This window comes from Haloferax sp. AS1 (genome assembly GCF_014530665.1).
Lineage (GTDB): Archaea > Halobacteriota > Halobacteria > Halobacteriales > Haloferacaceae > Haloferax > Haloferax volcanii.
Genome location: NZ_SPSA01000002.1, coordinates 202,447 through 226,830 on the forward strand (window position 1 = coordinate 202,447; position 24,384 = coordinate 226,830).

The 24,384-nt window shown below is 63.2% G+C and carries 21 protein-coding genes; 10 read left to right on the plus strand and 11 right to left on the minus strand.

The window, feature by feature from the left end; genetic code table 11:
- Positions 1 to 324, plus strand: coding sequence for a hypothetical protein (locus E4P24_RS15805; protein WP_004064542.1), 324 nt, complete (start codon positions 1 to 3; stop codon positions 322 to 324).
- A gap of 580 nt (positions 325 to 904) precedes the next feature.
- On the opposite strand, the gene E4P24_RS15810 is transcribed toward E4P24_RS15805, so the two are convergent.
- Complete coding sequence (locus E4P24_RS15810; RefSeq protein WP_006600926.1) at positions 905 to 1,612, minus strand: hypothetical protein; 708 nt, start codon at positions 1,610 to 1,612, stop codon at positions 905 to 907.
- A 321-nt stretch (positions 1,613 to 1,933) separates the two neighbouring features.
- Positions 1,934 to 2,641, minus strand: a complete 708-nt coding sequence (locus E4P24_RS15815; RefSeq protein WP_233506110.1) for a hypothetical protein — start codon at positions 2,639 to 2,641, stop codon at positions 1,934 to 1,936.
- A 107-nt stretch (positions 2,642 to 2,748) separates the two neighbouring features.
- Between E4P24_RS15815 and E4P24_RS15820 the strand changes: the two genes are divergently transcribed.
- From E4P24_RS15820 to E4P24_RS15830, 3 genes are read left to right on the plus strand one after another with little or no spacing between them, the layout of a single operon-like run.
- Complete coding sequence (locus E4P24_RS15820) at positions 2,749 to 3,630, plus strand: ABC transporter permease (RefSeq protein ID WP_013035087.1); 882 nt, start codon at positions 2,749 to 2,751, stop codon at positions 3,628 to 3,630.
- Positions 3,627 to 4,382, plus strand: a complete 756-nt coding sequence (locus E4P24_RS15825; RefSeq protein WP_188148754.1) for an ABC transporter ATP-binding protein — start codon at positions 3,627 to 3,629, stop codon at positions 4,380 to 4,382. The genes E4P24_RS15820 and E4P24_RS15825 overlap by 4 nt, the downstream gene beginning before the upstream one ends.
- On the plus strand, positions 4,379 to 4,960 hold the full coding sequence (locus E4P24_RS15830; protein WP_004043238.1) for a hypothetical protein: 582 nt from the start codon (positions 4,379 to 4,381) through the stop codon (positions 4,958 to 4,960). The genes E4P24_RS15825 and E4P24_RS15830 overlap by 4 nt, the downstream gene beginning before the upstream one ends.
- A gap of 855 nt (positions 4,961 to 5,815) precedes the next feature.
- Here the strand turns inward: E4P24_RS15830 and E4P24_RS15835 are convergent.
- Both E4P24_RS15835 and E4P24_RS15840 read right to left on the minus strand, forming a co-directional pair.
- On the minus strand, positions 5,816 to 6,091 hold the full coding sequence (locus tag E4P24_RS15835; protein WP_004043239.1) for a fibronectin type III domain-containing protein: 276 nt from the start codon (positions 6,089 to 6,091) through the stop codon (positions 5,816 to 5,818).
- A 672-nt stretch (positions 6,092 to 6,763) separates the two neighbouring features.
- A complete protein-coding gene (locus tag E4P24_RS15840; RefSeq protein ID WP_188148755.1) occupies positions 6,764 to 8,755 on the minus strand; it encodes a beta-galactosidase in 1,992 nt (663 codons plus the stop codon).
- 232 nt (positions 8,756 to 8,987) lie between these two features.
- Between E4P24_RS15840 and kdgK2 the strand changes: the two genes are divergently transcribed.
- Positions 8,988 to 9,944 (plus strand): 2-dehydro-3-deoxygalactonokinase KdgK2, encoded by a 957-nt coding sequence (gene kdgK2 / locus E4P24_RS15845; RefSeq protein ID WP_115803867.1) that lies wholly within the window; start codon positions 8,988 to 8,990, stop codon positions 9,942 to 9,944.
- Positions 9,945 to 10,027: 83 nt separating this feature from the next.
- Here kdgK2 and E4P24_RS15850 read toward each other — a convergent pair whose 3' ends face one another.
- Both E4P24_RS15850 and gfo6 read right to left on the minus strand, forming a co-directional pair.
- Positions 10,028 to 10,675, minus strand: coding sequence for a bifunctional 4-hydroxy-2-oxoglutarate aldolase/2-dehydro-3-deoxy-phosphogluconate aldolase (locus E4P24_RS15850; RefSeq protein ID WP_004064554.1), 648 nt, complete (start codon positions 10,673 to 10,675; stop codon positions 10,028 to 10,030).
- An 81-nt stretch (positions 10,676 to 10,756) separates the two neighbouring features.
- Positions 10,757 to 11,830 (minus strand): D-xylose 1-dehydrogenase Gfo6, encoded by a 1,074-nt coding sequence (gene gfo6, locus E4P24_RS15855; protein WP_115891621.1) that lies wholly within the window; start codon positions 11,828 to 11,830, stop codon positions 10,757 to 10,759.
- A 120-nt stretch (positions 11,831 to 11,950) separates the two neighbouring features.
- Here gfo6 and dgoD point away from each other — a divergent pair, with 120 nt between their 5' ends.
- The 3 genes from dgoD to E4P24_RS15870 all read left to right on the plus strand — a co-directional run bounded on the left by dgoD (position 11,951) and on the right by E4P24_RS15870 (position 15,686).
- Positions 11,951 to 13,105 carry a galactonate dehydratase gene (gene dgoD / locus E4P24_RS15860; protein WP_004064557.1) on the plus strand — a complete coding sequence of 385 codons (1,155 nt, stop codon included), beginning with the start codon at positions 11,951 to 11,953 and terminating at the stop codon, positions 13,103 to 13,105.
- Positions 13,106 to 13,171: 66 nt separating this feature from the next.
- Positions 13,172 to 13,942 (plus strand): IclR family transcriptional regulator, encoded by a 771-nt coding sequence (locus E4P24_RS15865; protein ID WP_004064559.1) that lies wholly within the window; start codon positions 13,172 to 13,174, stop codon positions 13,940 to 13,942.
- 1,147 nt (positions 13,943 to 15,089) lie between these two features.
- Complete coding sequence (locus tag E4P24_RS15870) at positions 15,090 to 15,686, plus strand: SprT-like domain-containing protein (RefSeq protein WP_004043246.1); 597 nt, start codon at positions 15,090 to 15,092, stop codon at positions 15,684 to 15,686.
- A 29-nt stretch (positions 15,687 to 15,715) separates the two neighbouring features.
- Here E4P24_RS15870 and E4P24_RS15875 read toward each other — a convergent pair whose 3' ends face one another.
- On the minus strand, positions 15,716 to 15,910 hold the full coding sequence (locus E4P24_RS15875) for a hypothetical protein (protein WP_004043247.1): 195 nt from the start codon (positions 15,908 to 15,910) through the stop codon (positions 15,716 to 15,718).
- A gap of 368 nt (positions 15,911 to 16,278) precedes the next feature.
- Between E4P24_RS15875 and E4P24_RS15880 the strand changes: the two genes are divergently transcribed.
- Positions 16,279 to 16,968, plus strand: a complete 690-nt coding sequence (locus E4P24_RS15880) for a DUF1028 domain-containing protein (protein ID WP_188148756.1) — start codon at positions 16,279 to 16,281, stop codon at positions 16,966 to 16,968.
- A gap of 40 nt (positions 16,969 to 17,008) precedes the next feature.
- Here E4P24_RS15880 and E4P24_RS15885 read toward each other — a convergent pair whose 3' ends face one another.
- From E4P24_RS15885 to E4P24_RS15900, 4 genes are read right to left on the minus strand one after another with little or no spacing between them, the layout of a single operon-like run.
- Positions 17,009 to 19,162, minus strand: a complete 2,154-nt coding sequence (locus tag E4P24_RS15885) for an ABC transporter ATP-binding protein (RefSeq protein ID WP_188148757.1) — start codon at positions 19,160 to 19,162, stop codon at positions 17,009 to 17,011.
- Complete coding sequence (locus tag E4P24_RS15890) at positions 19,159 to 20,058, minus strand: ABC transporter permease (protein WP_188148758.1); 900 nt, start codon at positions 20,056 to 20,058, stop codon at positions 19,159 to 19,161. Before E4P24_RS15890 ends, E4P24_RS15885 begins: the two co-directional genes overlap by 4 nt.
- On the minus strand, positions 20,058 to 21,017 hold the full coding sequence (locus tag E4P24_RS15895) for an ABC transporter permease (RefSeq protein WP_004064568.1): 960 nt from the start codon (positions 21,015 to 21,017) through the stop codon (positions 20,058 to 20,060). The genes E4P24_RS15890 and E4P24_RS15895 overlap by 1 nt, the downstream gene beginning before the upstream one ends.
- A 15-nt stretch (positions 21,018 to 21,032) precedes the next feature.
- Complete coding sequence (locus E4P24_RS15900; protein ID WP_115803862.1) at positions 21,033 to 22,706, minus strand: ABC transporter substrate-binding protein; 1,674 nt, start codon at positions 22,704 to 22,706, stop codon at positions 21,033 to 21,035.
- Between the two features lie 412 nt (positions 22,707 to 23,118).
- Between E4P24_RS15900 and E4P24_RS15905 the strand changes: the two genes are divergently transcribed.
- Positions 23,119 to 24,366, plus strand: coding sequence for a Zn-dependent hydrolase (locus tag E4P24_RS15905; RefSeq protein ID WP_004064586.1), 1,248 nt, complete (start codon positions 23,119 to 23,121; stop codon positions 24,364 to 24,366).
- The last annotated feature ends 18 nt before the right edge of the window (positions 24,367 to 24,384 follow it).

Consider the following 24,384-nt stretch of genomic DNA (forward strand, 5'->3'; position numbering starts at 1 on the left):
ATGGTTCAACCCAGCATGGACCTGTACGTGAACTACCTCGTGTTGCTGGCGGTGACGCTACTGGCGTTGGTTCTCAGCCTTGCCATCGTTTTTCAAGCCTACCGCGGATACCGACGCAATCGAAGCCAGCCGATGCTGTGGCTCGCGGTTGGACTGGTCCTCCTCACGGCCGTGCCGTTCGTGATATCGTTGACGGTCGCATCGGCCGGAACCGCGCTCGGGTTCGGCCCGGTTGTGTACACGTACTACGTCCCCATACTGAACAGACTCATCGAAGTCGTCGGACTGGTCTGTATCCTCTATTCGCTTTATAGCCGACCCTGAACCACTGCTATCGCTTCGAGTTCCGCTCGATAGTGCCGTCATCCCGGAACTGTGGCGTCGTTGTATCCATCGACAGGTGATAGCGCCCGGAGGTCGTCCGACAGACCGGAAACGTCTCTCTTGAGGGAGTTGTCTCAGTTCTCCGATGAGGAGACATCAGTCAGTAACGGGGGTTCGTCGTTCACGTCGACCGCTCGTTCGAAGCGACAATCCGCTGGAATCAGAAGGACGGGAGAGGACTCACCTTGCCGTCGGGTCGTCGCTTGAACGCTCGTACTGCTCCGCAGTCGCGTCACGCCGCCCTCGATAAGAGAGCCAGACGACCACGGTCAACGGAACGAACACAATCGCAACGGTAGCCGCCGGTAGAAAGGAAACGAAGGGAGCGAACACCGTCCATGAACTGATGGCGTCGCAGGACACGGACGAAGTGCGTTCGTCGCAATAGACAGTGGGCAGTTCGCGCGTTCGAGAGAAGAACCCCGTCGAAACCGATTCCGCTGGGAAGATTAGTAATCTGACCCACCGGACGGGGCAGAGTGTTTGCGGGCAAACGAACGACTGCGTACTGCGCCGTAGTTCACCCGGTCAGTTCGTCGTAGACGGCGACGGAGAACGTGAGCAGGAACGCCGACACGACACTACCGATGACCGCCGCGAGGAGACCCACGACGACGAGAAGGGGCGTCGAGAGCGTCGGCAGACCGGCCGCCGAGGCGGCGTCGGCGCTAGCCACGAGCGAGACGCCGGCGTAGACACCACCGGAAAGCGCGCCGATGACCAGTGCGAGAAGCATGTACCCGACCGTCGCCAGAAGGTTCCCTCGGACCACGCGATAGCTCCGCTTGAACGAGTCGATTGCGGACGCACCGTCGATGACGATGGCCTGGCCGTAGAACTGGACGAAGAACGCCACGACGAGATACAGGAGTCCCGCAATGGCCGCCAAACCGATAAACGCCGTCCCGATAGAGCCGTGCGTCAGGAACGCCCCGAAGCCGGCCGCGACACCGACCGCACCGATGACGCCGTTGACGACGAGCAAGAGGACGTAGGCGATCAGCAACGAGAGATAGTTGGCCTTCCCGTCGGCGACGAAACGGGACAGCGAGCTACGGGTGGTCAGGGCCTCGTCGGCCATCCCGAACATGCCGCCCTGGATGAAGGGCGTCACGAGGAGGAAAACCGCGGAGATACCCAGCGAGTAGAACGTCGAGACGAGCGGATACGACGACTGCAACAGCAGCTGGGGGACTAGCAGCGCGAACACGATCAGTTGTGGGACCAACAGACCCGGAGCACGCTTGAGCGCACCCGGTGTCCGTCGGAGGGCTTGGAGGACTCCCATGGATGAGAAAACGAGGCCCGATGGTATAACCGCCGACGCTGGTTTTCTGACTCGGAAAATAAGTCACAGTGCCGTTGTTTCGAGAGCCGGAGAACGCCACCGACGAAGAAGGTGAACGGTCTCGACGTGAATTCCGTCAATGAGACGGCTCATTGGAGAGGTCACTCTCGGGGACGTTCCCGACCCCGCATCGGCGTCCGTGAGCATTCGCTATCGCCTACTGAGTAAGAGATACACTGGCCGTGAATCGTTCAGCTCGTTTCACGCCCCCGGGACCCCAGACTGTCCATCGTTGGGGCGGAAGAGGCGGCCGATTCGTCGGGCTAGAGTGCCGAGGGCGAATCCAAGGATTCCGATGGGGATACCCCAGAGTAGTGCGAGGAACAGCGCAGTTCCGAGCGTCTCGACGGCACCGACTGTCTCGAAGTGCATCGCCGTCGTGCCGAAAAGCCGATGAAGGTTACTCGGTGAGAAGTGCGCAATCGGCAGTCCGTATCTGGAGAGACCAATCCCGAAGATGGGGCCCATCACGAGAGCTATCGTCGGCACCAACCCCGAGTTTTTCGTCGAGAAGATTGTCGCGAGCGCCACGAGCGTACTCAACCCGAGGAGGGCGACAGCGGTGGGTCCAGTGGTGCTCCAGAGACCTGCAACCCACTGACTGAGACTGTGGGTGTCACCGATGACGGCGTGCTCGACGTGGCGATACCCATACGTACTCCAAATCAGGAGACCGACAACACTCGCGGTTATCGGTGCCGATAGAACTGCGATAAGCGAAGTCGTTCGGTGTCGTCCGACGGTTCCCGCCCAAATCCGTTCAACCGATGGATAGGTGGTTACGACTGCGCTGAACACGGCGTACAACACCGAAAGCGCGGCGACGAGATGTTTGAACGCAGCGACCATGTGGCTGCGTGCTGTTCGTTCAGATGGGTTTCTCGGAGGGTCGTCGTTGCGGGGGGACACGGCGGCAAAACGTGTTCAAAGAAGTAAAAATCTTATTCCGCTTCGGAGCCGGGGTCCGATACGTCGAACGAACAGGATTTTTGTGACGGCTTCGCGTCTCTCCAGTCATGCGGTGGTCCCCGCTTGCACGCAGCGAATACCGGACAGTGCTCACCTCCAAGGGGGCGTGGATACTCGCGCTCCTTGTCGTCCTCTGGGGGTTCCGACCGACATACGCCGGGTGGGACGCGGTCGGGCGAAACATCACTATCGGGTACGTCCAGATCGGCGTCGATCTGTTCCTCCCTATCGGTGCCCTCCTCCTGTCGTATCAGTCGCTCATCGATGAACGAACCACGGGCAGTATCAAGTTCCTCCTCGGGTTGCCGCTGACGCGGACGCAGATTCTCCTCGGGAAGACGGGTGGCCGGTTCGTGGGCGTCGGGACGGCGGCCGTCGCGGCGACGCTCGTTCTCGCCGCTATCGGCCTCATCGAACACGGCACGTTCGCGCTGCTTCCCTTCCTCGGGACGCTCGTCGCGACGCTGTTATTCGCCGGAGTGATGGTCGCAATCGGCGTCTTCGTCTCGACGGTCGCCCGGCGGACCGTGACCGCTGCGACGGGAGTGTTCGCGTACTTCCTCGCGACGGTGTTCTGGAGTCGGATCGTCACGTCGCTCTATACTGCCGTCACCGGCGTCCCGGTCGACCCATACGACGCGCCGGCGAGCGGACCGCTATTTCTCGCGCTCAGACTGACCCCCGACGGCGCGTACAACGTCCTGACGAACTGGTTTCTCGGCGTCGGCAACTCGACGGAGCTATTCCACATCGTCTACACCAAACTCGAACCGGGGGTTTCGGTGAACGCCTTCGTCGTCGAAGCGGCGTTCGACGGCGGTGTCCCGTGGTACCTCCATCCCGCATTGAGTCTGGTCGTCCTACTCGTCTGGGCGGTAGTGCCAGTGGCCCTCGCCCGACGTGCGTTCACCCGGGGTGACGCGCTATGAACTCGACAGAGCCCGCAATCGAACTCAAAACGGTGACCAAGAAGTACGGCGACGTTCGCGCCGTCGACAGCCTCGACCTCGTGGTCGAGCGCGGCGAAACGTACGGATTTCTCGGCCCGAACGGCGCTGGGAAATCGACGACGATCGGTCTGTTGCTCGATTATCTCCGACCGACTTCGGGAACGGTTCGCGTCCTCGGCCACGACCCACGACGCGATGTCGTGGCGGTTCACGACCGCGTAGGGGTGCTTCCGGACCGATTCGGCCTCTACGAGGACCGTTCCGCACGTCAGCACGTCGCCCTCGTCGCAGAGACGAAGCGGGCCGGCGACGACCCGGAGAACCGCCTCGAACGCGTCGGACTCGGTGATGCCGTCGACGACGAGGTGGGTGACTTCTCCAGTGGAATGGAACAACGGTTGGCGCTCGCGATGGCGCTCGTCGGCGACCCGGACCTGCTCATCTTGGACGAGCCGTTCAGCGGGGTCGACCCCCACGGCGTCCGACGCGTCCGGGAAATCGTCCGCGAGGAGAACGAGCGTGGTGCGACCGTCTTCTTCTCCAGTCACGTTCTCGGGCAGGTCGAACTCGTCTGTGACCGGATCGGCGTCCTCCACGGGGGACAGTTGGTCGCCGAGGGAACGCTCGACGACCTCCGAGCACGGACTGCATCACCCAACGACGCGACGATGGAAGACGTGTTCGTCGAACTCACCGACGCCCGTGCCGACGACGGAGGTGACCGGCGATGAAGCGTCGGACGTTCGTGACTGCGAGCACACTGTCGGTCGCCGGTCTCTCCGGGTGTCTGGGTGACACCGAGTATCGAATCGCCGACACGGCTGTGGAGACGCCTCTGGAAGGGCTCTCGCTGTCAGTGGACCTCGCGGTCGCTGACGCGACGATCGAACATCCTGCGGCGCTCACGCTCTCGCTGGAGAACACGGCCGACGACCCGATTCGAATCCGGAGCTACGGCGTCTGGCCGTTCGGTGTGCTCGCACTCGCACCCTCGCTGACGCCCGGCGAAGACACGTGGAAGACGACGCTGTTCTCCCCGTCGTACGAGGCTAGCACCCGCGTCGAAGTCGGTCGCGGCGGGTCGTCACTATCGCTTGACGGGACGCCGATAACCCGGCCGCTCGATGCCGGTGAGAGCGTCAGCAGGCGATACGAACTCCACGGCGACGACCTCTCGGGTTCGGGGACGCAATACGTCGTCGATCGGTTCGAGCGCAAAGCGTCACGATACGCGACGGGTGACGACTGGAACGCACTCGATTACCGGCTCCGTCTCAGTATCGACGAGAAGAGACGGTTTCCGTTCTAGCTGAGAGGGAGTCATAGCGCAGTTCGGCTTCGTCGGGTTCCTCGAAAGGGAAGTCACGTGAATATTCGAGGTATTTGTACAGATAGTACAATACTCTAGCTTCCGAGACCACATCACAATCAACCTATATTTTATAAATAAAACAACACTAGACGGCTCAGAGTGGTTCAGCAGTGAGCAGACAGATGATTCGTTCAAACTAGTACATCGCGAGTAGCTTGTATTGATATCGTCTGACCGTTATCAAGTTTAGTTAATCAGATTGCACTACATGTATGTTGGATATAGAACATATAGTAGCCGAAATATCTCAAAATGTGTTGTTATAGTACGTGCGCCCTCCTTCTGGATACCATCCCAACGTCGTGTGACCTCATTGGGCCTCGCAGAGTATATTGTAGAATTATAGCAATCACCGGAAGGGAAGAACTAGAATGACGGGAGGTTTCGAAGAGAATCGTTCTCGATGAGCGCAAACTCATTCACCGTTCGGCGGGTCGGCCTCCTGTCGAACCGCGAGGAGTGATAGACTGACAGACGAACCAGATATTACAAAGCTCCCTTTGTAACACACTGTGCCACGGAAGCACGACAGAGTAGCCCAGATTCGCTTTGCATACTATCCGAATGCGGAGGTAGCTCACGCACTGCGGATGAGATTGTGACCCCGGCTGCGTAGCATCTTACAGCGACGCTGGGCTTCCGTCCGGCCAGTCCGCTATCTCGCCCCGTGATGGGCCGAATCAGTCTATCCGCGGGTCCAACGACCCGATCGCGGTCACACGACCGAGCCGTTTGAAACCCGCTGGCGGTATCGACACCGAAGTGTTAGCCCACAGTGAACAATCTACATGACTAGTCCATCGTCGCGTTCGACGAACCACCGGTCGTGACCCGAACGATGGTCGAGTCGGTCTTGCCGACGCTATTGACGGCCGTGAGTCTGTACTCGTAGTCACTGCCCGAACTCACGCCGGCGTCGGTGTACTGGGTGTAAAACGAATTTTCCGCGATTTCGTCCGCGACGACCTCGAAATCACCGTCGGGTGGCCGCCGATGGAGCGTGTAACTCTCCGCGCCTCGCGCCTCGGTCCACGACAGTTCGACACTCGACGACGACTCGTCAGACACCGACAGTGAGGGTGCAGACGGGTCGTTCGGTCCCACAATCGAGTACTCCTGGAGTGCGAACGCCGTGCCGTTCTCGCGGGGCCGTTCGAGTGGTATCGACAGGACCCTCTCGTGTTCCCACCGATATCTATCGTGTTTTCGACCGTCCACTCCACAGAACGGGCCCTCGTGGAGACAGTAGAGCGTCCAGTCGGTCCACCCCGAGGATGCTGTCGCCAACCCCGGCGTAGAGTTGCCCGTCGACGACGGTGTACACGTGGAGCGCGTCGTTGTCGTCGAACAGCAAATCACCGTGGTTTAGCAAGAAGAGATTGTCGCCCGAACCGACGCGTCGATTCGCCCCGAGACCGGCGACCGCGTCGGAATTAGCTTCCGAGACGAGGCGGCCTACCTCTTCGACGTGCAGTCCGGGACGGCCCTCAAGACGAAGACGGACACCCTCAACGCCCCACAGACGCAGTTGTGACGCGCTTCCGCGTGTGTACACGCGAGGAATCAACACCCCAGTACACCGAAGTCGGCGGCGACAACCAGAAGTGGACGTTCAACGCGCCGTGACGGCGAACCAGCGTCCGGTCGGTGCCTCATCGGGGCACGGTCCGGCCGTTATTCTCTTCGGCGTTCGAGAACACGCCGGGCGAGAGCCGCGTTGGCGAGTGGTCCCGTGCCGACTCACTCGGACGCGAGTCCGACACCTCGGATGGATCCGTCGAGTACCGCGGTATCGAACGCGTCGACGGTGGACTCACCGAGCAGGAACCCGGTGGAATCGGGGACGGTCAACGTCACCGGGTCGCTCGTGAAGTTAAGCGCCCACGTATAGCCGTCGCGCTCCATCACGCGCACGCCGTCCGGGAATCGCTCAGTGTACTCGACGCCGGCGGCGTCCAGTAACTCTGTCACGAGTGCGTCGGCAAGGTCGTCCCCCGGCCAGCAGCCACAGTACGTCACGCTCCCGTCTCCGGCGGCGTTCCGCACGATTGCGGTGTTTCCGGCTGCTTCACCCGTCCGGTACTCGCCTCGTGGAACTCCGACTTCGGGGGCCAGCCACGAAGCCCACGTTCGGAACTCGTACGTCGCACCGTCGTAGGAGAGTCGCGTCTCGACGTGGTCGGGAAGCGTTTCGTGACGCGCCACCTGCGCGCCGGTGAGAGCGGTGAGTGGTCCCGGCGCGAGCGACTCGTGAAGCCGGTTGTACGGGTCTTTCTCCCCCGTTCGAGCACCGAGGAGGAGACAGCCACCCGAATCGACGTAGTCGGTCAGCGCGGTCGACAGTTCGTCGGCGACGAGATACAAAGTCGGTGCGACGACCGCGTCGTACCGTTCGAGAGTCGCTTCCGGCGAGACGATGTCGACCTGCACGCCGCGGGCGCGAAGCGCATCGTAGTACGTCCGTAAGTGGTTCCAGTAGTCCCAGTCGGGCGAGAGAGGTTGCGAACGCGTCGCCCACAGGCTCTCGTAGTCGTGGACGAGCGCGACTGACGCATCGACCGAATCCAAGTCGAACAGTTCGTCGGCGGCGGTCGATGCTTCGCGGTACCCGCGGTCCGGAGAGCCGTCCTGCCGCCGAAGCCCGGCGTGGTACTGTTCTTGCCCTTGACGACAGCGACGCCAGCGGAAGTAGACGACGGCGTCCGCGCCGTGGGCGACGGCGTGGTGAGCCCACAGGCGCATCGCCCCGTCGGCCGGTTGCGGCGACTGCGGCGGCCAGTTGATGTCTCCCGGCTGTTGCTCCATCACCCAGAACGGCTTTCCTTTCGCGCCGCGCTGGAGGTCGTGGTTCATGCTCACTTGGTCGGGGTTCCCCGCTCGTAATTCGTCGACTGTCGGCGTGTCCGGCTGTCGGTCCTGCACGAACCCCGTCGGATAGGAGTCCCACGAGAGGAAATCGAGGTCGGCGGCGAGGCGAAAGGCGTCGAGTGAAAAACCACCCATGAAGTTGTGCGTGACGAACCACTCGTCGTTTGCTTCGCGGATGAGGGCTGCGTGCAGGCGGTTGTACTCGGCCACGCTGTCGTTACTAAACCGTTCGTAGGCGAGTACCCGCGAAGGGTGGTTGGCGGCCGGTGTCGGTTTTGGGGGGTCGATGCTCTCGAAATCGTCGTACTGCTGGCTCCAAAACGTCGTTCCCCACGCGTCGTTGAGGTCGGCAACGCTCTCATAGCGATCGGCGAGCCATTCGCTAAATGCCTCGCCACAGTCCTCGCAGTAGCAGGTAACCGTCTCGTGACAGCCGAATTCGTTGTCAGTCTGCCACCCGGCGACGTGGGGGTTGTCGGCGTATCGGTCGGTCAGCACGCTAACGATGCGTTCGGTCTCGGAACGGTAGGTGGGTGAGTTGAAACAGGTGAACCGACGGCTCCCCCACTCACGCGGCGTACGGTCTTGCTCTCGCTGTCGAACGTCGGGATGTTCGTCGACGAGCCATTTCGGCGGCGTCGCTGTCGGCGTGCACAGAACCGCTTTCATACCGGACTTCCCGATGAGTTCGACGGTCTCGTCTAACCACGCGAAATCGAACGTCCCTCGCTCCGGTTCGATTCGTCGCCACGCGAACTCCCCCATTCGAACGTATTCGATTCCAGCCTCGGCCATCTGACTGATATCGGTCTCCCAGCGCTCTCGCGACCAGTGCTCCGGGAAATAGCAGACACCAACTGTCATACACAATGATCAACGTAGTGAGATATAGTTCTTTCCGGTGTCTGAGCACCGATTGATATCCACTACTCGGGTCCTCCCGTACGGGGGTGCCGTCACAAATTTCGGCCCCACCGCCCGCAGTTATGTACCACCGTGAGAGACAGTCGTGCGAACACATGAACGGCTTAACTGTCGGCGTGAACGCCTCCGCTATCGAACGCGAGACCCGGTCGCAAGCCGCCGAGGGGCGTCGATGACGGCTGAACTCGTCACGTTCGGCGAGACGATGATTCGGCTGAGCCCGCCGGCGGGCGAGCGAATCGAGACCGCCCGGTCCCTCGAATTCCGGACCGCCGGTGCGGAAAGCAACGTCGCGGTCGCCGCCTCCCGTCTCGGCTGCTCCGCCGCGTGGCTCTCGAAGCTTCCAGACTCGCCGCTCGGTCGACGCGTTACCACGGAACTCCGAACACACGGCGTCGAGCCGTACGTCCGCTGGGACGACGACGCTCGCCAAGGCGCGTACTACATCGAACAGGGGCGCGCGCCGCGTCCGACGAACGTGATATACGACCGCGCCGATGCGGCAGTCACGACCGCGCGACCGGACGAACTCGCTGTCGACATCGTGGAAGACGCGGCGGCGTTCTACACCAGCGGCATCACGCCGGCGCTCTCCGAGACGCTTCGGGAGACGACCGGCGAGCTTCTGCAAACGGCGACCGAAGCGGGGACGACGACCGCGTTCGACCTCAACTACCGGTCGAAGCTCTGGTCGCCGTCCGACGCACGCGACGCGTGCGAATCGCTCTTTCCAAAGGTCGACGTCCTCGTCGCCGCAGAACGAGACATCCGCGCTGTTCTGGAACTCGACGGCGACGCGCCGACACTCGCATCGGAGTTGGCCGGCGATTTCGATTTCGAGACGGTCGTGGTCACTCGCGGGGAAGACGGTGCACTCGCCCGACACGGCGGAACGGTGTACGAGCAACCGGTCTTCGAGACGGACACGGTCGATGCCATCGGGACCGGCGACGCCTTTGTCGGCGCGTTCCTGTCGCGGCTCATCGCGGACGAACCAGTCGAAACAGCGCTCGCCTACGGCGCGGCGACCGCCGCGCTCAAACGGACAGTTCACGGCGACCTCGCGGTCGTGACGCCTGACGAAGTCGAACGCGTCCTCCGCGGAGGCGACGCCGGAATCGACCGATAACGACCACTTTCGCTGAACGTTTCGGTTCGCCGCGCGGACCGCGCTGAGACGGGAGCCCCGAACTTCCGAGCGGTGGGTGTGCGTCAGTCGCGGCGTGCGCGTTCAACCGCTTCGACGAAGGAACGCGCGTTGGTCTCGATGGTCGCGAAATCGCCGCGCGAGACGGCGTCGTTGTCTACGATTGCGCTGCCGACACCGACGGCAGTCGCTCCGGCGTCGAAGAACTCGTCGACGGTATCGAGGGCCACGCCACCCGTCGGAACCGTCGGGATGTGTCCGAGCGGACCGCCTAGCGCGGAGACGAACTCGGGGCCGAGCGTTCCGGCCGGGAACACCTTCACCATCTCGGCACCGGCCTCGTAGGCGTTGACCGCCTCCGTCGGTGACGCGATGCCGACCATCGAAGGGGCACCGTACCTGTTACCGGTCCGGATGACCCCCTCGTCGAACGTCGGCGTGACCAAGTACTCCGCACCCGCGAGCAGCGCCGCGCGAGCTGTCTCGCCGTCGAGGACGGTTCCCGCGCCGATGGTGACCTCGTCCGCCGTGAACGACGCGGACACGTCGCGGAGCATGCCGAGGACGCCGTCCGTGTTCGCGGTTATCTCGACGGTCGAGACGCCGCCGCGCGTGAGCGCTTCGACGGTTTCGATCGCCGTGTCGGCGTCGGTTCCACGGATGATGGCGATGAGGCCGGTCTCCCGAATGCGGCGTGCTGGGTGGTGGCTCATACTAGCTCCTCTCGGACGAACGGTTTAAACGCGGTGGTCGCCCCGTCCCTCGATACCATCTCGACCCGTCGAGCCGACGGCTCAGTCGAGCGTGACCACACGGCCGGACTCGCCTGCGTCGTAGACGGCCTCGATGAGTCGCATATCGAGGACGCCGTGTTCGCCGTCGGGACCGATCGGTGCGTCGGTCAAGATGCGGTCTGCGGCGTAGTCGAACAACTCGGTCATCTGATTGACCTGCGGCGTGTCGAGCGTGACCGAAACGTCGTCGCGCGTCACTCGGATTTCGGTTTCCATGTGGAAGGCAGGCTCGACGAGAATCTCGCCGTTGGTCCCGACGATTCGGAGGCTCGTCGTCGCTTGGGCGTTTTGACTGGCGGTCGCGGCCAAGTACGTTCCGTCGTCGAACTCCACCATGAACGAGCTGTGCTCGTCGGGTACCTGGTCGAACGCGTCGTGAGAAGATTGCATGAACGCCTGCGCGGCAACCGGATCGGAATCGAGCAGGAACCGGCAGGTGTTGAGCGGATAGATGCCGATGTCCGTGACGGTCGCCCCCGGCCCCGCCAGTTCGGGGTCGAGCCGCCATTGATTCGGGTCGGAAATCAGTTCGAGCATCGCTTGCGAGTTCGTCCCGATCGCGTGGACCGGGTCGCCGATGACGCCGTCGCGAATCAACTTTCGCGCGCGTCGAATCGCGGGTTCGGTGTGCATGCGGTAGCCGACGATAAGCGGAACGCCCGCCTCGTCACACGCATCGACCATCTGCTGCCCGCGTTCACTACTGGCTTCGATCGGTTTCTCGCAGAGGACGGCCTTTCCCAACTCGGCGGCCGTTCGCGCATACGGGAGATGAAGCGCATTGGGCGAGCAGATGTACACCGCGTCGTAGGCGTCGGCGGCTTCGCCGGCGTGGAACTCGTCGTACGAGAGACCGTGTGTCGCCGTTTCGACGCCGGCCGCAACCCGTTTCGCTTTCTCCGAGGTACTGCTGACGGTGACGGTCGTCTCGCACAACTCGGACGCGCCGATAGCTGGAATCGCTTGGTCGACGGTCCACCACCCGAGCCCGATGACTGCGATGCGGACCGTCCCGTCGGAAACACGCTGCCAGTTACGGCGCTCGAAATCATCGAGGAACGCTTCTAACGACATACGAGTTGCACATCATGGACGAGTAGTTATAATATCGAGGGTTCGAAGGCGGGCACCGGCGTCACAGTCCGAGAGAAAGATTTTTTCGAGGGACACCCCAACGAATACGTATCGAACCCCATGAGTAAGATTACAGAGTATGAACTGTTCGAGGTGCCACCGCGATGGCTGTTTCTCAAGTTGGAGACGACCGACGGCGTCGTCGGCTGGGGCGAACCAGTCGTGGAGGGGCGCGCCCACAGCGTCAGGGCCGCCGTCGAGGAGCTGATGGACAACTACGTCCTTGGAACGGACCCCGCGGCAATAGAAGACCACTGGCAAGCGATGTACCGGGGCGGGTTCTATCGCGGCGGTCCGGTGTTGATGAGCGCGATTGCGGGTATCGACCAGGCGCTGTGGGATATCAAAGGGAAGCGCTTCGGAGCACCGGTCCACGAACTGCTCGGGGGGGCGACGCGAGACCGAATGCGCGTCTATCAGTGGATTGGCGGGGACCGCCCCTCAGAGGTCGCAGAACAGGCCGAACTGAAAGTCGAGGCGGGGCTGACCGCCGTGAAGATGAACGCCACGGCGGAACTCGAACGGATTGACACGCCCGCGTCGGTCCAAGCAGCGGTCAATCGACTCGAAGAGGTCAGGGAAGCCGTTGGCCCCGAAATCGACATCGGCGTCGACTTCCACGGGCGCGTCTCGAAGCCCATGGCGAAGCGGCTGGCGAAGGCGCTCGAACCGTACGAGCCGATGTTCATCGAAGAGCCCGTTCTCCCCGAACACAACGACGTGCTCCCGGAAATCGCACACCACACGACGATTCCGATTGCGACGGGCGAGCGAATGTACTCGCGCTGGGATTTCAAGCAGGTGTTCGAGAACGGCGCGGTCGATCTGGTTCAGCCAGACCTCAGCCACGCGGGTGGTATTACCGAAGTCAAAAAAATCGCAGCGATGGCCGAGGCGTACGACGTCGCACTCGCACCACACTGTCCGCTCGGGCCGATTGCGCTCGCCTCGTGCCTCCAAGTGGACACCTGTTCTCCCAACGCGCTCATCCAAGAACAGAGCCTCAACATCCACTACAACCAACGGAACGACGTGCTGGACTATCTCGAAGACAAGAGTGCGTTCGAGTACGAAGACGGCTACGTTGCGGTTCCTGACGAACCCGGGCTTGGAATACAGATGGACGAACAGTACATCCGAAAGCAGGCCGAGCGCCCGGTCAACTGGCACAACCCCGTGTGGCGTCACGAAGACGGCAGCGTCGCCGAGTGGTGACCGGCCGCCGCTGTCGTTCACTAACTGTTAACAACTTATTTGTACGTCGGTCGAGTGTCGGAGGGTATGCCCAGCGCAGACGACTACGGAATCAAGGCGACGATGACGAGCCATCGAATCCTCGAGACGGTACGGAGTCGCGACCGGCCGACGTTGACGGAGATTGCGCGGGCGCTCGACCTCTCGAAACCGGCGGTCCACAAGCACCTCGCGACGCTCGAAGCTATCGGCTACGTCATGCGACGTGATGGGGGGTACGAAATCGGACTCGAACTCGTGAGTTTCGGCGTCTACGCGAGGCGACGCCAGCGGATATACGAGGTCGCCCGGTCACGGGTGGTCGAACTGGCCAACACCATGCGAGAGCAGGTCTGTCTGGTCGTTCCGGGACAGGGTAGTGAGTGGAACTGCCTCTACATGTTCACGGCCGTGCCAGCGGATGTAGACACTCCGGACCAGGAGGGGGAGATACGACCATTGCACGCGACGGCGGCCGGGAAGGTACTCCTCGCCAATATGGACAAAGACGAGGTTGCGGAGTTTCTCGACCACGACTCGCTCTCCTCGGAGACTGCGAATACGATTACCGAACGCAACGAGTTGCAGTCCAAGCTCCAAGCGATTCGCGACCAAGGAGTCGCATACGACAGACAGGAGCAATCGGACGACTATCGCGGCGTCGCCGCACCGGTCCTCGACGACGACGGTCGCCCGTTGGGCGCAATCGAAGTCCTCGGCCCTCCTCCGCGAATGAGCGGAAAGCGTCTCGAAGAGGACACCGTCGGATTGGTCGTCAGCGGAGCGAAGGACGTGGAGAATAAACTCTCTATCGACTGATAAATTTTCTATTAGTTAACAACTCGGGTGCGAGAGATAGAGATACGGGTACGGAGACCCGAATAGATGCCTATGAAGTTCATGAGGGGCAACATAGTGGATAGATAGACCGGTCGTGGGTCGGAGAGTGTTTTCTAATGGTGAACAACGATGAACTATCTGTATATGTGGCTCTGTGGGGTGGTCGGTGGAAAAAGGCGAATGAGATTACACACATAGACATGTAATTAGACGTCGAGGATTCGAGGTCGAACTCGTGAACCGGGCAAGTGAGTTTGACAGGTCGTTCGAAGGAGTAGTATTTCGATTAATATACACATGTATCGGCACCACGCGCGCGGCGACTGGCTTACGGCTGTGGAACTGAGTGACACGCATGTGGTGAGCGTGGGATGCGTTTAGATGAACTTTCGCTCAACGTAGTCAAACATACCGACCAAGCAAAATCGAAGGGTAGCAGTCAACTAATTCCGTAATTCCCCCGAGAAATACATCGGTTGGGAGGTCGTGTTTCTCCGGGAGTCAGCAGAGAACCGGAGCAGTCTACGGTTCCATACAGTCCAAACGCTGCATCGTCAAGCAGCGGTTCACGCCAGATACTATTGATAATCTTAGACAATAATACACCGTGAAGACGTGTCAGCCTGTCCGGTACTGGCGGTCGACATCGACAGTGAAACCTCAATCACGAATATCGTTCAGGTATTCGGTCATGAAGGCTAATGCTCGACTAGCCGAAAAATACTCACAGTCAGATAGATAGTAATAACTGACAGTCTACAAGGGAAAGTCACAACTCGAACCCACCGACCGGTCGAGCAAGTCTTCGATACCAAGAAAGCAAGCGTCGCTCGTTAGTGGTTCGTTCTCAGAACCACGGGTTTCGGAGGTAGAATCGAAATATCAGCTTAGAAAATATCTAAGATATCTTACTTCCGAAGGTAGGTATGCGTCGAAATGTGTAAGTCGACGTATTAACCCCGAAACCCACATTTCGCGAACACAACCTCGACAAGGAGAAGGCTGGCAACCGCCCCCGCGAGACTCAGCGAAGGCCGTGGTCACTGCGAGGCCAAGCCAGCGTCAACAGAACGCTCAGCGGAGGCGAAACAGCCATGACCGTCGGTTTCGAACGGCGAACCTGAGCGTGACCCACGGAACGAAGCGGGCGGCCGAAGCGTACGACGCAGTCGAGAGTCACGAGGAGTTGATTCGGTGGTCTCGGGCGTACTGCACGCGCGCGGTCGCAGCGCACGGTTTCGACGTGATGCTCGGCCCCGTCTGCTGGGAAGTGTCCACGCGGGCGAAACGTCGCGCGGCCGCGGTGAAGACCCCGACCATCGAGAACGCCAGCGTCGGGAGGGCTATCGACTGGAGTGCACGGGCGAACGGGTTCGGGGAGTCGACGCCGCCCGAATGCACGATGTCGCTGTCGTGGCGGGCGTTCGAGTCGTTCGACCGCGAGGAGTGGTCCGCGACGCTCCGGCACGAACTCGTCCACGTCGAGCAGTTTCAGGCGTTCGGCGCGACCGACCACGGACCGGCGTTCAAACGCCGCGCCGAGGCGGTCGACGCCCCGGTTCGCGTCCGCCGGTTCGCGGAGCCGAAGTACACCCTCTCTTGCGAGGCCTGCGGCGCTGACGTTGCCTACCGCTACCGCGAGTGTAAACTGGTCCGCGAGTCGTCGGCCTATCGCTCCGCGTGTTGCGAAGCGCCGCTACACTGTCGAAAACGGCGGGAGTAGCAGGCGGGAGTCGCCCGCCCCGCGAGCGACTATCGGCTCGGCGGGTGCGCCCGCGCCTCCCGAATCGCCACGAAGGCGACCGCGAGGACGAACACGAGCGCCAAGAAGAACTCGACGCCGGGAACGGTCCCGGCGATAGCCCAAACGTACACGTCCTCCGCGCCGAGGATGACGAACAGCGCGACGAGAATCACCACGCCGGTTCGACCGATGCCGAGTCTCATACGTCGATTTTGCCACCGCGACAACATAAGCGTTGGAGGCGACTGTCGTCTCGTGAGAGACAGTGGTATTGCTGATTTCACGAATACTACGTGGCGATTGATGACAAGAGAGTTGTATTGTGGCAGGAAAACGAATATACAGGGACGATATAAATATTTGAGGAGGATATAAGAACATTCGAGTTAAAATAGTTCGAATCTAAGAAATGATTTTGTTAAGAATTGATGTTTATTCGAAATACTGCGTAGTCTGTGAGAAGCGAGAAGAGACTCGAAGCCGACGAAATCGGGAGGACACCACCGTTACCACGCGCTGCGAGAGGAGACTATTTACCGCGCGAGCGTGACCGGAAACCAGTATCGAACCCATGCGACACGTCCCAGGAACCTTCTCGATAGCGGCGCGCGACCCCGAGGCGAACGTCTACGGCGCGGCGGTGACGACCGGAACCGTCGCCGTCGGCGCGACCTGCCCCTACGTGAGCGCCGGCGGCGCGGCGGTCACGCAGTCGTACACGAAGCCCGAACACGGCCGCGACGCGGTCGCCCGCGCGGAAGCCGGCGAGCGCATCGACGACGCCTTCGAATCGCTCCTCGACGACGACGACCACGCCGCCTACCGACAAGTCCACGGCGTCGGCGCGGGCGGCGAGTTCGCCTTCACCGGCGGCGAGTGCGTCTCGTGGGCCGGCCACCGCGTCGGCGACGACTACACCGTTGCGGGCAATATGCTCGCCGGGGAGGGTGTCGTCAAGGCGACCGCCGAAGCCTACGAGGCCGCCGACGGCGACATGGCCGAGCGACTCGTCTCGGCGCTCGAAGCCGGCGAATCGGCGGGCGGCGACGACCGCGGCGAGTTGAGCGCCGCGCTGCTCGTCCACGCGCCGACGCCGGAGTTCTACCACAACCTCCGGGTCGACCTCTCCGACGAACCGGTGTCCGACCTGCGCGACCTGCTCGCGGAGGCGCGGCGCGCGAAAGCCCAGATTCGACGGGAGACGGACGCGCAGTTCGGTGACTACCCGGACGAGATTCTGGAGTTCGGCGTCAAGTACTGAGTCGACCGCGGCGCTAAAAAAAGTGACCGCGCGGGCGGCGTCAGTCCGAGTCGGCCGGGCTGGTCTCCGCGCGCTTCGACGGCGTGATAAACGAGTCGCGTTGGCTCATCTCCTCGTCGGAGAGGTGACAGGAGATGTAGTGGTCGCCGCCGTCGACGGCTTCGAGTTCCGGGAGGTCCTGCTCGCAGACGTCGCCGATTTTCTTCGGACAGCGCGTCTGGAACGGGCAGCCCGACGGCGGGTTGATGGGACTCGGGACGCTCCCCTCCAGCAGGATGCGGTCCGTCTCGCGGTCCGGGTTCGCGTGGGGGACCGCGGACAGGAGGCTCTCCGTGTAGGGGTGGAACGGCGGCGAGAACACCTGCTCGATGCGCCCGAACTCCGCGATTTTCCCGAGGTACATCACGGCCACGCGGTCGCAGATGTGCCGGATGACGCCGATGTTGTGCGAGATGAACAGGAACGAGATGTTCTCGTCTTCCTGAATCTCGTTCAGGAGGTTGAGAATCTGCGCCTGCACGCTCACGTCGAGCGCCGACACGGGCTCGTCGCAGACGATGAGCTTCGGTTCGACCGCGAGCGCGTGCGCGATGGCGACGCGCTGTTGTTGGCCGCCGGAGAACTCGTGGGGGTACTTGCTCGCGGCGGCCCGCGAGAGGCCGACGCGTTCGAGCAGGTCGCCCACGCGCTCGCGCTTTTCCTCGCCGGTGGCGATGCCGTGTTTCTCCATCGCGCGCCCGACGATTTGGCCGACGGTCTTCCGCGGGTTGAGCGAGCTCTGGGGGTCCTGGAATATCATCTGCATCTCGCGGCGCAGACTCCGAATCTCCGAGGAGCCGAGTTCGTGGAGCGGCTGGCCCTCGAAGTACACCTCGCCGTCGGTCGGTTCGAGGAGCCGGAGCGCGGTGCGAGCGACCGTGGACTTCCCGCAGCCGGACTCGCCGACGAGCCCGACGGTCTCGCCGGGGTAGACGTCGAAACTCACGTCGTCGACGGCCTTGACGTGCCGCCGTTCGACGGTCGGCAGGCCGCCGCCCTCCCACGAGAGGTGGACGTTGCCGAGGATTCCTTCGCCGGCGTCGAAGTACTTCTTCAGGTTCCGCACCTCGAACAGCGGCTCGCCGGTGCGGTCGATGTCGCGGCGACCGGCCCCGGCTTCGGGGACCGTGCTCTCCGAGAGGTCGAGGTCGTCGGCGTGGAGACACGCCGCGCGCGACGAGCCGTCGCCGACGGGGTCGAGCGACGGGTCGCCGCCGGTCCGACACGCCTCGGTGGCGTGCGGACACCGCGGCGCGAAGTTACAGCCGCTCGGGAGGTCCCCGAGGTCGGGCATCGCGCCGTCGAGCGTCGGCAGTTCGTCGTAGTCGGTGTCGACCTCCGGGATGGAGTCGATGAGCGAGCGGGTGTAGGGGTGTCGCGGGCGGTCGAACAGGTCGCCGAGTTCGGCCGTCTCCACGAGGTTCCCGGCGTACATGACGCCGACGTGGTCGCACGTCTGGGCGACGACGCCGAGGTTGTGGGTAATCATCAGCACGGCCGTCCCCTCGCGCTCCTGCATCTCGTTGAGCAGGTCGAGAATCTTCGCCTGCGTCGTCACGTCGAGCGCGGTGGTCGGCTCGTCGGCGATGATGAGGTCCGGCTCGCAGGAGAAGCCGATGGCGACGAGGACGCGCTGGCGCATCCCCCCGGAGAACTCGTGGGGGTAGTCGTCGATGCGCTCTTCGGCGTCGGGAATGCCGACATCGTCCATCGACTCGATGGCGAGCTGGCGTGCCTCCGACTTGGAGACGTCCTGATGGCGGCGAATCGTCTCCGTAATCTGCTCGCCGACGGTCATCACCGGGTTGAGCGACGACATCGGGTCCTGCGGAATCATCGCGATGCGGTTGCCGCGGATGTCGCGCATCTCGGCTTCCGTCTTCTGGAGGAGGTCTTCGCCGTCGAAGACGACCTGTCCGCCGGTGATTTCGCCGGGCGAGTCGATGAGTCGCATGAGCGACCGCGCCGTCACGGACTTGCCCGCGCCCGATTCACCGACGAGACCCATGGTCTCGCCGCGGTCGAGCGAGAACGACACCTCGTTGGAGGCGACGATGGGTCCGCCCTCGGTGTGGAACTCGGTTCTGAGTCCGCGCACGTCGAGCAGCGGGCCGTCGTCGGCCTCGGCGTCGGTCGCGGTACTGGGTGCGCTCATTCTATCGCCTCCACTTTGGGGTCGAGCACGTCACGCAGTCCGTCGCCGAGCATGTTGAACCCGACGACGGCGATGCCGATAGCCAGCGCGGGGAACAACAACATCCACGGCGCGGTCTCCATGAAGCCGCGACCGGTGTTGATCATCAGCCCCCACGACGGCCGCGGGGGTTGCGCGCCGAGGCCGAGGAACGACAGGCTCGCCTCCGCGAGGATGGCGAACGAGACGTTCAGCGACCCCTGCACCAGCATGGGAGCCATGCAGTTCGGGAACACCTCGCTGAAGACGATGCGCGAGTCGCTCTCGCCGCGGGCGATTGCGGCCTCGACGTACGCCTCGTTGCGTTCGGCCAGCGCCGCGCTCCGCGAGACGCGGGCGATGTACGGCGTGTAGACGAACGCGAGCGCGATGATGACGTTACTCAACTCCGGGCCGAGAACGACCAAGAGCGTGAGCGCGAGCAACACCGGCGGGAACGCCATCGCGGCGTCCATGACGCGCATCAGTATCTCGTCGGTTAGCCCGCCGGCGTAGCCGGCGACGACGCCGACGACCGCGCCGACCGCGAGCGCGCCGGAGATAGCGCCGAAGCCGACGTACAGCGAGATGCGACTTCCCATGACGACGCGGCTGAAGATATCGCGGCCGAGGTCGTCGGTGCCGAACGGGTGTTCGACCGACGGGGCCTGCGAGCGGTCTTCGATGTTCGTCGCGTCGATGGGGTACGGCGCGATAATCGGCGCGAAGATGGCGACGAGCACGAGCAGCACCACGATGGAGAAGCCGAGCATCGCCTTCGTGTTGCTCCGGAACTTCCGGACGAACCGGGCGATGCGGTCGCGCTGTGACTGCGTGACCGTGAAGCGACCGCGGTCGGTCTCCTGTTCGGTCGCCATCAGTCGTCACCTCCGTAGCGGATACGGGGGTCGAAGTACGCGTACAGCAGGTCTGCGGCGAAGTTCGAGAACATGTAGATGAGTGCGACCACGAGGATGCACCCCTGAATCAGGGGGATGTCGCGGCTCTGAATCGCGGTCAGCGTCAGCCGACCGATGCCGGGCCAGAAGAACACCTCTTCTAACACGACGACCCCGCCGAACGCGTAGCTGAACTGGAACGCGATGACCGTGATGACGGGGATGATTGCGTTCTTGAGCGCGTGGCGGAGGACGATGACTCGTTGGCTCATCCCCTTCGCACGCGCGAGATTGATGTACTCCTCGCTCAGCACCTCCAGCATCGACGACCGGGTCATCCGCATGATGTAGGCGGTGAGCGCGAAGCCCATCGCCCCCGCGGGGAGGACGAGTCGCGTGAGCGACCCGACGAGGTCCTCGCTCGGGGAGACGTACCCCCCGGTCGGAAAGAGGTTCAGCCAGACGGCGAACACCAGGATGAACACCAGCCCCCACAGGAAGATGGGCATCGAGATGCCGACGAAGGCGAACATCGAGGCGCTCACGTCGGGCGCTTCGTTCTGGTTGACGGCGGCGTAGACGCCGAGCGGCACCGACAGCACGACGGCGACGAGCGTCGCGGCGACCGCGAGCATCATCGACCGTGGAAGCCGCTCGGCGATGAGCTGTGCCACGGGCTCACCGAACCGGAGCGATTCGCCCATATTCCCCTGGAGGAGCCCGACGACCCAGTCGATGTACTGCACGTACAGCGGGCGGTTGAGTCCCAGTTGGGTTTGGAGCGCTTCGAGCGATTGTTCGGTCGCGTTGGGGCCCAAGATGAGCAGGGCCACGTCACCGGGCAGGATGTTGGTGACGGCGAAGGCGATGAGCGTGACGAAAAACAGCGTCACCGCCATGAACCCGACGCGCCGAACGACGTAGTTGTACATCGACATTGTGTGGAATCTCTGTTAGCGGTCGAGCCAGTTGTCTCCGAACTGGAGCGTCGACCCGTCGGGCGCGCCGATATCGCCTTTGTACTGCGAGGCGGCCCCGTAGAGACTCGGCTGCCACCACAGGAAGAGGTGGCCGGCGCGCTCCTCGTGGAGAATCTCCGTCGCCTGGTGGTAGAGGTCGGCGCGCTCCTGTTCGTCGTAGATGGTGCGCGCCTCCTCGACGAGCGCGTTGTAGTCCTCGTTCACCCAGTTGGTGAAGAAGAACGCCCCGTTGGGGTGCAGGAACTTGTAGAACGACACGTCGGGGTACCAGAGCGCGAGGTAGGAGCTCGTCGTCGCCTGGAAGTCGCGGTTGGAGTAGACGTCCGAGAGCCACGTGCTCCACGTAATCTGCTGGATTTCGAGGTTGATGCCGATCTCGGCGGCGTCGGCGGCGATGACCTCCGCGGCCTGCACCTGCGTCGGGTAGGACTGCGGAATCTTGAACGTCGCCGTGAAGCCGTCGGACATACCGGCGGCGTCGAGGTGCTCTTGGGCCTTGTCGAGGTCACGCGGGCGCGGCTCGATGTCCGGGTTGACCCACGGACTGCCGGGCGTCGCCGGGGACGCGGTGGTCTGGCCGGTGCCGTAGAGCGCCGCTTCAGCGACCTTCTCCTTGTCGATGGTGTAATCGAGCGCGAGGCGGGCGTCCTTGTTGTCGAACGGGGCCACGTCGCAGTTCAGGCCGAGGTAGACGAGCGATTTCGGGAACTGCTTCTCGAATCGAACGTCGGGTGCCTGCTCGACGCGGGAGACGTCCTTCGGCGCGATGCCGTTGACGAAGTCGTACTCGCCGGCGAGGAACGATTGGAGGCGGACGCTCGGGTCCGGCACCTCGCTTTTGACGATGGTGTCGATGAACGGGCCGTCCTCGTCGGACGCGCCCCAGTAGTCCTCGTTGCGCGACATCGTGAACGAGGTCTCGATTTCGCGGCTCTCGAACACGTACGGACCGGTCCCGATGGGTTCTTCGACCATGTCCTTCTCGGCGTTCTCGGCGGGCATGACCGACAGCTCCGCCGTCGCCATCTTGGCGAGGAACGGCGCGAAGGGTTCGGTGAGTTGGACTTCGAAGGTGTAGTCGTCGGGGGCGCGAAGCTCCTCGACGTAGTCGAAAAAGCCGGTGGCGAGGTAGTCGCCGTTCTGGACGCGCTCGTAGCTCGCCAGCACGTCCTCGGAGGTCATCTCCTTGCCGTTGTGGAAGGTGACGCCCTGCCGGAGGTTGAACGTCAGGAGCGTGTTGTCGTCGGACTGCTCCATCGACTCCGCGAGGTGCGGTTCGATGGAGTAGTCGTCCTGCAGCGCGACGACTTCCTCGTAGATGTTCTCAAGAACGCGCTTCGAGGCCGCGGAGGTGTCGATGTGCGGGTCGAGACCCTGCACCGGCACCGCGCCGCCCCACTGGAGCGTGCCGCCCTGCTTCCCGCCGCTCGCGGCGGTCGTCTCGGTGCTTTCGGTGTCGTCGCTTCCGCCCGAAGTGCCCGAATCTGCGGTCGTGCTGTCGTCTGAACCGCCGCCCGTACACCCGGCGAGTGCCGCCGCGCCGGTCGTCGCCGCCGCCCCGAGGAAAGTGCGGCGGTCGAACCGACTGCGACGCGTGCCGTCGCCGGTGCTGTCGGAGGAGTCGCTCCCCTTGCCATTCTCTTGCATACAGACCCTCAAATCCGCTACTGTGTGATAAAAATTGTGGTTGTGTGAGTACAATCATCATATCGAGACGAGAGAGGTGTAACACCAGATACCATTTCGAGCGCCGGACGAGAGGGAACTGTGGAATGACCAATTCCACCCGGTCACGTCCGTGATTACTCCCAGAACGTCAACCCACCACCCCACAGGCGACGGTCCAAATCGACGACCCGACGACGGCCCGCAGGTCGGTCGCGAGCGACCGAGCCGTGCCGACGGACGTCTTCGAGCGACATGGTAGGGGCAGAGTCCGAGAACCCACATCCAGCGTACCGTGCCTGCTGATTTCGGAGAGTGCGCGACTGGCCGGTACTGTCATGCATGTGACCGAATTCCAAACAATAAAATAGGGTGAGTCCCGAATCCGGGAACCATGCGAGTCAATCAGCAGCGACTCCGCAGCGACATCGAGTCGAACGCGGAGTTCGGGGCCGTCCCGACGGACGAGGGTCGGGGGCGGACGGTCCTGACCGGCAGCGAGGCGGACCGGCGGGCGAGAGAGTTCTTCTGCGAGCGCCTCCGGGACGCCGGTCTCTCCATCACCATCGACGAGGTCGGCAACATCGTCGGCCGATGGGAACCCGAGAGCGCGGACCCCGACGCGGCCCCCGTCGCCACGGGGAGCCACCTCGATTCGGTCCCCGAGGGCGGCATCTTCGACGGCCCGCTCGGCGTCTACGCGGGGCTGGAGAGCGTCCGCGCGATGCAGGACGCCGGCGTCGAGCCGGTCCGCCCCGTCGAGGTCGTCAACTTCACCGAGGAGGAGGGCCAGCGGTTCGGCGGCGGCCTCATCGGGTCGGCGGTCGCCGTCGGGGAACTGGGCGTCGCGGAGGCGCTCGATATCGAGGACGACGACGGGATTCCGCTCGGTGACGCCCTCGCGGACATCGGCTACCGGGGCGACGGGCGCGTCGACGCCGCCGACTGGGACGCGTGGATAGAGCTCCACATCGAGCAGTCAGAGCGCCTCGAAGACGCGGCGGTCCCGGCCGGCGTCGTCACGAGCATCGTCGGCCTCTCGCGCTGTGCCGTCGAAATCACGGGTGAGGCCGACCACGCGGGGTCGACGCTCATGGGCGACCGCTCGGACGCGCTCGCCGCCGCCAGCGAGTTCGTCCTCGACGTGGAGCGCGCGACGAACGAGCGCGGCGAGGTCTCGGAGACCGCGGTCGGAACCGTCGGCAAACTCGAAGTCTCGCCGAACGCGCCCAACGTCATCGCCGGGCAGGTCGACCTGACCGTCGACATCCGCGACGTGGCGTACGACTCCATCGAGTACGTCATCGACGAGGCGGAAGCGAGCCTCGACCGCATCGAGGCCGAGCGCCCGGTCGAAACCGCGCTCTCGCACCCGTGGGACCGCAAGCCCGTCGAGATGAGCGAGCGCTGCCGCGCCGCGCTCCACGACGCCGGGGCCGACGCCGACCTCGACACCCTCGACCTCCACTCCGGGGCGGGCCACGACACCATGCACGTCGCGGCCGTCACCGACGCCGCGCTGCTCTTTGCCCCCTCCCGCGACGGCATCTCGCACAACCCCCGCGAGTGGACCGACTGGGAGGACTGCGCCGACGCGACCCGCGTACTCGCCGGCGCGCTCGCCGACCTCGCGACCGAGTGACGAGACCGCCCGCTCGAC

Excerpts from the sequence above, each read along its gene's own strand:
- E4P24_RS15805 (WP_004064542.1), top strand. The coding sequence starts at position 1 with ATGGTTCAACCCAGCATGGACCTGTACGTGAACTACCTCGTGTTGCTG.
- E4P24_RS15820 (WP_013035087.1), top strand. The coding sequence starts at position 2,749 with ATGCGGTGGTCCCCGCTTGCACGCAGCGAATACCGGACAGTGCTCACC.
- E4P24_RS15825 (WP_188148754.1), top strand. The coding sequence starts at position 3,627 with ATGAACTCGACAGAGCCCGCAATCGAACTCAAAACGGTGACCAAGAAG.
- E4P24_RS15830 (WP_004043238.1), top strand. The coding sequence starts at position 4,379 with ATGAAGCGTCGGACGTTCGTGACTGCGAGCACACTGTCGGTCGCCGGT.
- E4P24_RS15840 (WP_188148755.1), bottom strand. The coding sequence starts at position 8,755 with ATGACAGTTGGTGTCTGCTATTTCCCGGAGCACTGGTCGCGAGAGCGC.
- kdgK2 (WP_115803867.1), top strand. The coding sequence starts at position 8,988 with ATGACGGCTGAACTCGTCACGTTCGGCGAGACGATGATTCGGCTGAGC.
- E4P24_RS15850 (WP_004064554.1), bottom strand. The coding sequence starts at position 10,675 with ATGAGCCACCACCCAGCACGCCGCATTCGGGAGACCGGCCTCATCGCC.
- gfo6 (WP_115891621.1), bottom strand. The coding sequence starts at position 11,830 with ATGTCGTTAGAAGCGTTCCTCGATGATTTCGAGCGCCGTAACTGGCAG.
- dgoD (WP_004064557.1), top strand. The coding sequence starts at position 11,951 with ATGAGTAAGATTACAGAGTATGAACTGTTCGAGGTGCCACCGCGATGG.
- E4P24_RS15865 (WP_004064559.1), top strand. The coding sequence starts at position 13,172 with ATGCCCAGCGCAGACGACTACGGAATCAAGGCGACGATGACGAGCCAT.
- E4P24_RS15875 (WP_004043247.1), bottom strand. The coding sequence starts at position 15,910 with ATGAGACTCGGCATCGGTCGAACCGGCGTGGTGATTCTCGTCGCGCTG.
- E4P24_RS15880 (WP_188148756.1), top strand. The coding sequence starts at position 16,279 with ATGCGACACGTCCCAGGAACCTTCTCGATAGCGGCGCGCGACCCCGAG.
- E4P24_RS15885 (WP_188148757.1), bottom strand. The coding sequence starts at position 19,162 with ATGAGCGCACCCAGTACCGCGACCGACGCCGAGGCCGACGACGGCCCG.
- E4P24_RS15890 (WP_188148758.1), bottom strand. The coding sequence starts at position 20,058 with ATGGCGACCGAACAGGAGACCGACCGCGGTCGCTTCACGGTCACGCAG.
- E4P24_RS15895 (WP_004064568.1), bottom strand. The coding sequence starts at position 21,017 with ATGTCGATGTACAACTACGTCGTTCGGCGCGTCGGGTTCATGGCGGTG.
- E4P24_RS15900 (WP_115803862.1), bottom strand. The coding sequence starts at position 22,706 with ATGCAAGAGAATGGCAAGGGGAGCGACTCCTCCGACAGCACCGGCGAC.
- E4P24_RS15905 (WP_004064586.1), top strand. The coding sequence starts at position 23,119 with ATGCGAGTCAATCAGCAGCGACTCCGCAGCGACATCGAGTCGAACGCG.